Origin of the sequence: Spirulina sp. CS-785/01, from assembly GCF_028330525.1 — a bacterium.
Classification (GTDB): domain Bacteria; phylum Cyanobacteriota; class Cyanobacteriia; order Cyanobacteriales; family Spirulinaceae; genus JAQMSD01.
This window is the reverse complement of record NZ_JAQMSD010000147.1, coordinates 1-7,036: the sequence shown is the minus strand read 5'-3', so window position 1 is coordinate 7,036 and position 7,036 is coordinate 1. Positions and strand designations below refer to the sequence as shown.

Sequence of the window (7,036 nt, the reverse complement as noted above, 5' to 3'; positions counted from 1 at the left end):
GTACTCGATGATGAACATGGCTTTATGCTACCACAATTAGCACAAAAAACATCAAGTTAATCTTGAAGGGTTATCTTCAGCTTCTGCCCAAAATTCATCCCGTCGCCGGAGGCGAGGGTCTTCTTTTGGAAGAAAGATAAACGAATATCCACGAACCCTGTCCAAAATGAGAACAGATTCTAGGGTACAAAATTCAGGGCCCATGTCGAGCAACCAGAATACAGTCTCTCAGTCAGAAAACCTGAGAGACTGCATCAATTAAGGGACAATCACGCTCATTTACCGATAATAGCGTTGCTCCAGCCAAACCCGGACTTCTTGTTCCGTTGCAAACATCGCTGTAAAACGGTGTTTGGGATCGTAAACTTTCCAGTAAGTTTCCCCTTTGGCACTTCTGCACAGCGTAACACGAGGTTCATCACTTCCTTCAAGAGCGCTGATCACCTCTTGTCCCCAACGTTGTAGCCTAGACACAAGAGGATGATGTAAGACAGATTGCCACGCTGAAGGTTGACGAGTCGCGTAGTGGGCCGTATTAGTAGAAAGAGAAAGAGAAGAATTGTATTGTTTCATCAGATACCTCCAGTATGACTGTGTTGAGCCTTCGCCAGTGATGCGGAGGCTTCTTTGCAAAATGTTGCAGAACTATGGATATGAACTGAGAGGTTCAACGCACGGAGGTGGTTTACCTCAGTTAATTTAAATCTAGCGCGGAGACAGAATCACCAACAAAGCATTTTGTTCATCTTGGGTATGAATAAATTTAATACAATTATCTTCCCTATCTCCTTTATTTCCCGACACTCCCCTATCTCCCGACAATCCCGAAACTCCCGACACAAAAAAAGGGGGACGATGGACATCGTTCCCCCTTGTTCAGTTTCTCCTATCCTCTAGGTTAAGCAGACCAAGAACTGACATCAATGGCCAACCGTCGCCCTAACTTTAAGAGAAGGGTGACACTGACACTATCCCAGGGACAAACTTTTTCTGGGGTGTCCGTTTCAACACATTGGGGGAGGATTTTGTGGTGCAGACAGCGATAATATAACTCTTGGGCGCGGTCTAACGAGAGTCCCACTTCAAGGGCATCCCCTAACTCGATGGTGCGCTGAATACGATCGCAGTCTTCCTCTAAGGTCTCATCATTGGCTTCAAAGAGCAAATCCTCTAACCAATCCCCAATCACTTGCTCTAAAACGCGCTTCCCTTCCGGTATCGTCATCTTACAGCGCATTTGTTGAGCTTCCGTGGCAATGGCCGCTAACTCCGCCAAATAATTATCCCGTTCCGGTTGGTCTTTGACGGCCTCTAAGGTTTCTAAGGCCACGCTACAACGGTGAGAGAGGGCGATTTCGGCGGCGACTTTTAACTCCGTGGGGACAGGGAGTTCTTCTTTGTGAAATGCCCGTAAGACCGTGTAATTATCCCGATAGGCTTGGGTATAAAGCTGATCTAAGGTATTTTTACTTTGATCGGCAATTTGTTGGATAATCCACTGGCGTTCCTCGGCAAAGAGGTTTTCTAAACTAAAGACGCGATCGCCGAATACCTTGGTCATCACAAACATAGTTTTAGCCACACTCGCCTGATTCAAAGCCTCTAACAGGGTCTCTTTCACCTTAGAATAGGCCAAACGCCCCGTAAACGGTTGAATACAGCAGTGAAAGTCCCATCCCCCTAAATGTAAGACCGCAAAGATATAATCGGCACTCTCACGGGTAATTTCCGAGACTAAGCGCAATTGCCCGATGGCCAAGGTCTGGGTCCCGATTTGTTGCCGGAAATAGTCCACTTGGGTGGCTTCGTAACAGTAAACCCGGTCTGTGGTTTGATAATGGGTAAAGAGGGAAGTAATCCCATAATGGGCGGCTACCCGTTCAAAGGTGATGCGGGCCGGAACAACTAACTCGTCGTACACCTGGGCCCCATCTCGGAAGGATTCTACATTACTGGGGGCGACGCTGAGACGGTGGCGGAATTGGGTTTCGAGTTGCACTCCGGCCACTTCTCCCACCAGTTCAATGGCCCGGGCTGCATAACGGAGAATTTGGACTCCTTCGGGCCGGGAAATTTCATCGAAGAACCAGCCACAACTGGTGAACATTAACAGGGATTGACGCTGCATTTCTAGTAAACGCAGGGCATCGATCTGTTCTTCTTGGTTGAGGGGATGGTTTTGGTGACGGTAGAGGTAGTTAATCACGTTTTCGGGGCTGCGATCGCGGATCACCTGCACATATTCATCCCGGGCCTGCCAGACATCATGGAAGAATTTGCGCCCGTGGGCTTCGTAAATCTCGGCCAAGCGATCGCGCAACCAGTTTAAACTCTCCCGTAGGGGTTTGCGCCACTGTTGTTGCCAACCCCCACCTCCACCGCAACCGCAGTCACTTTGCCAACGTTCGACTCCGTGGGAACAACTCCAAGCGGTGACAGGTTTTAATTCCACTTCCCAAGTCGGGGGGTTTTGGCTGAGATAATGGCCAAAGTTGGTCGTCGTCCAACCCCGGTTGGCAAATTCTTGTAAGACCGCATGGGCCACACATTTTTCAGTCCCTCCTTTGTGGTGGCCGAAGGTTTCCCCGTCGGTGGCCACACAAACCAACTGAGATGGACGGTCTCGCACTGCTTGGCCTAAGCGGTCCGCGAAATTCTGGGAACTACTGAGAACATCATCAAAGCCCATATCACTCGAAATCGGCCCATCATAGAAGAAAATATCAATATATTTTTCCTCACTGAGGAAACAGCGATAGGGCCGAGTGGGGTCAATTTGTGACCCTCCCACCTCTAACCAGTCGGGACTGGGGTTGTCTTCCCTGGCAAAGGGGCGACACCGTTCTGCCTGAGAGGGGGCTAAAATAATAAACTGAATCCCTTCATCGGCTAAGGCTTCTAGGGTGGGATAGTCCACTGCGGTTTCTGCTAACCACATTCCTTCTGGGTCCCGGCCAAAGTGGGAGCGAAAGTCTGCTTTACCCCAGCGAATTTGGGTGTATTTATCCCGTTGGTTGGCGAGGGGGAGGATAATATGATTATAGACTTGCGCGATCGCATTCCCATGACCCCCTAACCGCGCTGCACTCTTGCGGTCTGCATCAATTATCCCTTGATACACTTGAGCATCATGATCCTCTAACCAACTCATTAAAGTCGGCCCCACATTAAAACTCAAATATTCAAAGGTATTGACAATATCAATCACCTCATTATGCTCATTTAAAATCCGCGCAAAGACATTGGGACGATAACATTCATACAAAATGCGCTCATTCCAATCATGGAACGGATAAGCACTCGGTTGACGCTCAATTGTATCCAAATAGGGATTTTCTCTAGGGGGTTGATAGAAATGACCATGAACCGTAATACAAACCCCAGTTGCCTGAACCTGCGACGTTTCCGCTTGTTGTTCAATCTGGTTTTCTAACGTTTCTAGAGAATTTAACTCTAAATCTTTTTTGGGTTTAATGGGTGTAGTTGTCATAAAAGTACGAGGTAATTTACAGATGGCAATCAAGATAAAAAACGCTTTATCTCAATCTAAATTCGCGTCTTCAGCTTAGTCACTCAAGAAAGCAATGAACGCTCAAAGTTGGCTAACAAACCGTCTCATAAGTTTATTCTCCTCCCTTGTTTCTCTCACTTCAGCACCAAAGAACAGGGCAAAACTATTTCAATGCCCCTCCTTATTTATCATAACTAGCAAAAAATCTCTCTTATTTCTGTTCATCAAAAATACCATAGCAAAAAAAACTATTTTTTTTAATAAACGAAAGCAGTTCTTTACGTTTTTTAACGCTTAAAATCTTCACCCTTGAGACGGGTATCCATGGCACTTCCCATTACAAAACTCTCTCTATGACCCGTCAGCCCTAGGGTTTTAGCACTCCTTCTGTACAAAAGGGGGAAATATCTTAGGAGGAAGATTATTGACGCTTTATCAGTATATTGTGACAAAGGTTAGCTTGAACCTATCATTTCTTTACAGTTTATTAACTTTTACTACATTTGAGCGATTTTCCCTGAGAGTCCACTCACCAACTGGCCAAAGTCTAAATATTAAGAATTGGCGCAAAAACCGCAAAGATTGTTATTAATAACCTTAAATTCTAGGTAGGGATCAAATGGGGATCATTTGGAGATGGGGGAGTGGATAGTGGATAGTGGATATCTGAACGAAGCTCCTCTTGCAGTATTTTTTCATAAATTTGGGGAAGTTGATCACTCATCACATTATCTTCAATACCATACCCCAAACTCGTCCAAGTCCCTGATAGTCGCCTTAACACCTGCTCAATTTTACCCTGACGGAGGAGTTTGCGGAGGTCAACCCCCCACGCATCCGGGTCACTTAACCACCCATAAACCACCGCATCTTGGTATTGGGGTGCAAAACTGTACCGTCTCCACCAAAACACCCCGTCTGGGTTAGGATGATATGCTTTCGCCTTTTCATACCACGTTACATTAATAAACTGATACCGTCCTGCTGCGGTGGTACAGTTGCCCACATTAGGACCGGTCACAATGGGGATACATTGTTCAGGATGACGACTAAAATCAGAAAAGCGTTGTCCCCCATAAAGAATCCTATAGGGTTGGGGGACATTGGCCTCACTCGCGGTAATGGTTCGCATTAAAGCGCGAATATACGGATCACCCCCTTCCATGACCAGGGGTTGTGTTCCATGGAGTTGGGGGAGACTCTCCCCCATGGGAGAATGGGGAGACTCCCCTCCCATAAAGACTATTATTCCTCCTAATGTAATTGCGCTAACACTGGCCAAAGACCAACGTAGTACAGACCGAAAAAATCGCCGTGGCATAATAGTTTAAGTCACCGTAGCAAATAACTCAGACCAATCTTTCTTTTCCGCTTCTGGTTTGGCAATGGTTTCGAGAATGGTATTCTGAGCAGCAGACTGAGACAAAGCGGCCACCGCAACTTCAGCCACTTTCCGACGGGGAATTCGACCATCAAACAAGGTATCTTCCTCGGATAAGACAATAGGATCAGGATTATCCGTGTCTAGGAGTCCTCCAGGTCGGACAATGGTATAGGTTAACCCACTTTGTTTTAAATAGTCTTCTGCTTGTTTTTTCCAGTACAACACCAGCCAAAATAGATTAAGCGGATGAAAAAATTGGGACACACAGAGGGAAGATACAAGGACGAATTGTTGAATTTCGGCAGTTTTGGCCACATCAATCAAATTTTTAGTCCCTTCGTAGTCCACTCGATAGGGTCCGGTGAGATCAAAGGAAGGAGTGGCCCCGGTTGCACAGAACACCACATCACACCCTTCTATGGCCTCTTGTAAACTATCGGGTTGGAGGACATCTCCGACGACTAATTCTGCTTCGGGGGAAACTGTCTGTTGTCCTTTTTCTAAGTTCCGCACTAATGCTTTCACAGAGATACCCTGTTCAACCAGTACATCGACAATGCGTTTCCCGGTTCGTCCTGTTGCACCTGCGACTAATGCTTTCATGGATGTTTTTTGCGTATAAGCCAACTCTGTTTTCTATAATGCCGTGATTTTTTCAGGAGTGGATAATTTTCTGACAGGGAATCGGGGGATAATAGAGAAGTCTCCCAATTGCCAATTCCCACTTACCCATCACCGCAATATGTTTACCGAGACTCGTCGCCGTTTGGCGATTTGGTACACTTTAGTTACTGCGATTCTGTTGTTGCTCTTTGCGACAGGGTTTTATTTCTATGTGCGGAGTACGTTGATCGATCGCATGGATGATACACTCAAGCACGTTGTTGAAGTGGTCGAGCGATCGCTACAAATAGAACATTATAGTCCCTCCCAAGGCGGCGATCGCATCAATATCACCCAGAGTTTCCGCAACAATGCCGAAACCGTCGAGGATGACCGCATTGAGCTAGAATGGTTTAGTCCTACGGGAGAATTACGTTGGACTACCTTTAAACACCCTCCTGATATCCCTCTACAAGTGAACGGAGGAGGGAAAACCGTGCATTTAAAGCACGTTTCGGGACAATATTCCCAAAAGGACTTAATCCTCCGACAAGTCACCCAACGCATCGGTACAGACCGCCAAGTGTTAGGATATCTGCGGGTGAGTCATCCGTGGTTTGAAGTCACCAAACCCATTCGTCAGTTAATTGTTGATTTAGCCATTGGGACCAGTCTCATGGTGGTGGGAGTGGGAGCAATTGGTTGGTTGTTGTCCGGTTTGGCCATTAAACCCATTCAGCAATCCTATCAGAGTTTAAAACAATTTACCGCCGACGCATCCCACGAACTCCGTAACCCCTTGGCCACCATTCAAACCAATGTCCAGATGGCCTTATCCTATCCTGACCAAGATAGCCAATTTCAACAGCAGCAGTTACAGGTGATTGAACGGTTAACGCAACGGTTAGGTCGTCTGGTGAATGATTTATTATTTTTGGCCCGGTCGGATAGTGGTATAGTGCAGAATAACCCGCAAATTCTCCCCCTCGATGGGTTACTCATTGAAGCAATAGAAGAACAACGCAGTCTCGCTCAACAATACCAGATTGGCTTATCTTTGCGGATTCATGGGGATGAGACGTTTGTGGTAAAAGGAGATTGGGATCAATTAGCTCGATTATTTACCAATTTAATTAGTAATGCCATTGAATATACCCGATATCGGTTTTGTGAGGAGGAAACGGGGGAAGGGGTGGTGGAGGTGGAGTTAAAACCTGTGAAACGGGACGCATTACATGGGGGAGTACAAGTTAAGGTGAAAGATACCGGAATTGGTATTCCTGAAACGGCCTTACCCCATATTTTCGATCGCTTTTACCGAGTTGATCCCGCGCGATCGCGCAATGACCCTTGTAATGAGGCAAAATTAGAACAACCCTCCCCTCAACAAACCGGGTCAGGATTAGGACTTGCGATCGCTAAAGCCATTGTAGAACAACATCACGGCCAAATCACCGTCACCAGCAAACCCCACCAAGGCACAACTTTTACGGTGATTTTACCCACGGTGAAGGATAATGGGTGATTGGGGATGGGAG

At 46.6% G+C, this 7,036-nt stretch carries 5 protein-coding genes; 1 reads left to right on the top strand and 4 read right to left on the bottom strand.

What is annotated here, in order from left to right:
- Window positions 1-279: 279 nt before the first annotated feature.
- From PN462_RS09355 to PN462_RS09340, 4 genes are all read right to left on the bottom strand, one after another.
- Complete coding sequence (locus PN462_RS09355) at window positions 280-573, bottom strand: hypothetical protein (RefSeq protein ID WP_272127858.1); 294 nt, start codon at window positions 571-573, stop codon at window positions 280-282.
- A gap of 325 nt (window positions 574-898) precedes the next feature.
- On the bottom strand, window positions 899-3,490 hold the full coding sequence (locus PN462_RS09350) for a DUF3536 domain-containing protein (protein WP_272127857.1): 2,592 nt from the start codon (window positions 3,488-3,490) through the stop codon (window positions 899-901).
- 625 nt (window positions 3,491-4,115) lie between these two features.
- Window positions 4,116-4,748: a glycoside hydrolase family 24 protein gene (locus tag PN462_RS09345; protein WP_443029121.1), complete on the bottom strand. Its 633-nt coding sequence runs from the start codon at window positions 4,746-4,748 to the stop codon at window positions 4,116-4,118.
- A 90-nt stretch (window positions 4,749-4,838) separates the two neighbouring features.
- Window positions 4,839-5,498, bottom strand: a complete 660-nt coding sequence (locus PN462_RS09340; RefSeq protein WP_272127854.1) for an SDR family oxidoreductase — start codon at window positions 5,496-5,498, stop codon at window positions 4,839-4,841.
- Between the two features lie 139 nt (window positions 5,499-5,637).
- On the opposite strand from PN462_RS09340, the gene PN462_RS09335 reads away from it, so the two are divergent.
- Window positions 5,638-7,023, top strand: coding sequence for a sensor histidine kinase (locus PN462_RS09335; protein ID WP_443029120.1), 1,386 nt, complete (start codon window positions 5,638-5,640; stop codon window positions 7,021-7,023).
- Window positions 7,024-7,036: the final 13 nt, after the last annotated feature.

Coding starts and splice junctions, on each gene's coding strand:
- PN462_RS09340 (WP_272127854.1), bottom strand. CDS start 5,498: ATGAAAGCATTAGTCGCAGGTGCAACAGGACGAACCGGGAAACGCATT.
- PN462_RS09350 (WP_272127857.1), bottom strand. CDS start 3,490: ATGACAACTACACCCATTAAACCCAAAAAAGATTTAGAGTTAAATTCT.
- PN462_RS09335 (WP_443029120.1), top strand. CDS start 5,638: ATGTTTACCGAGACTCGTCGCCGTTTGGCGATTTGGTACACTTTAGTT.
- PN462_RS09355 (WP_272127858.1), bottom strand. CDS start 573: ATGAAACAATACAATTCTTCTCTTTCTCTTTCTACTAATACGGCCCAC.
- PN462_RS09345 (WP_443029121.1), bottom strand. CDS start 4,748: ATGGGAGGGGAGTCTCCCCATTCTCCCATGGGGGAGAGTCTCCCCCAA.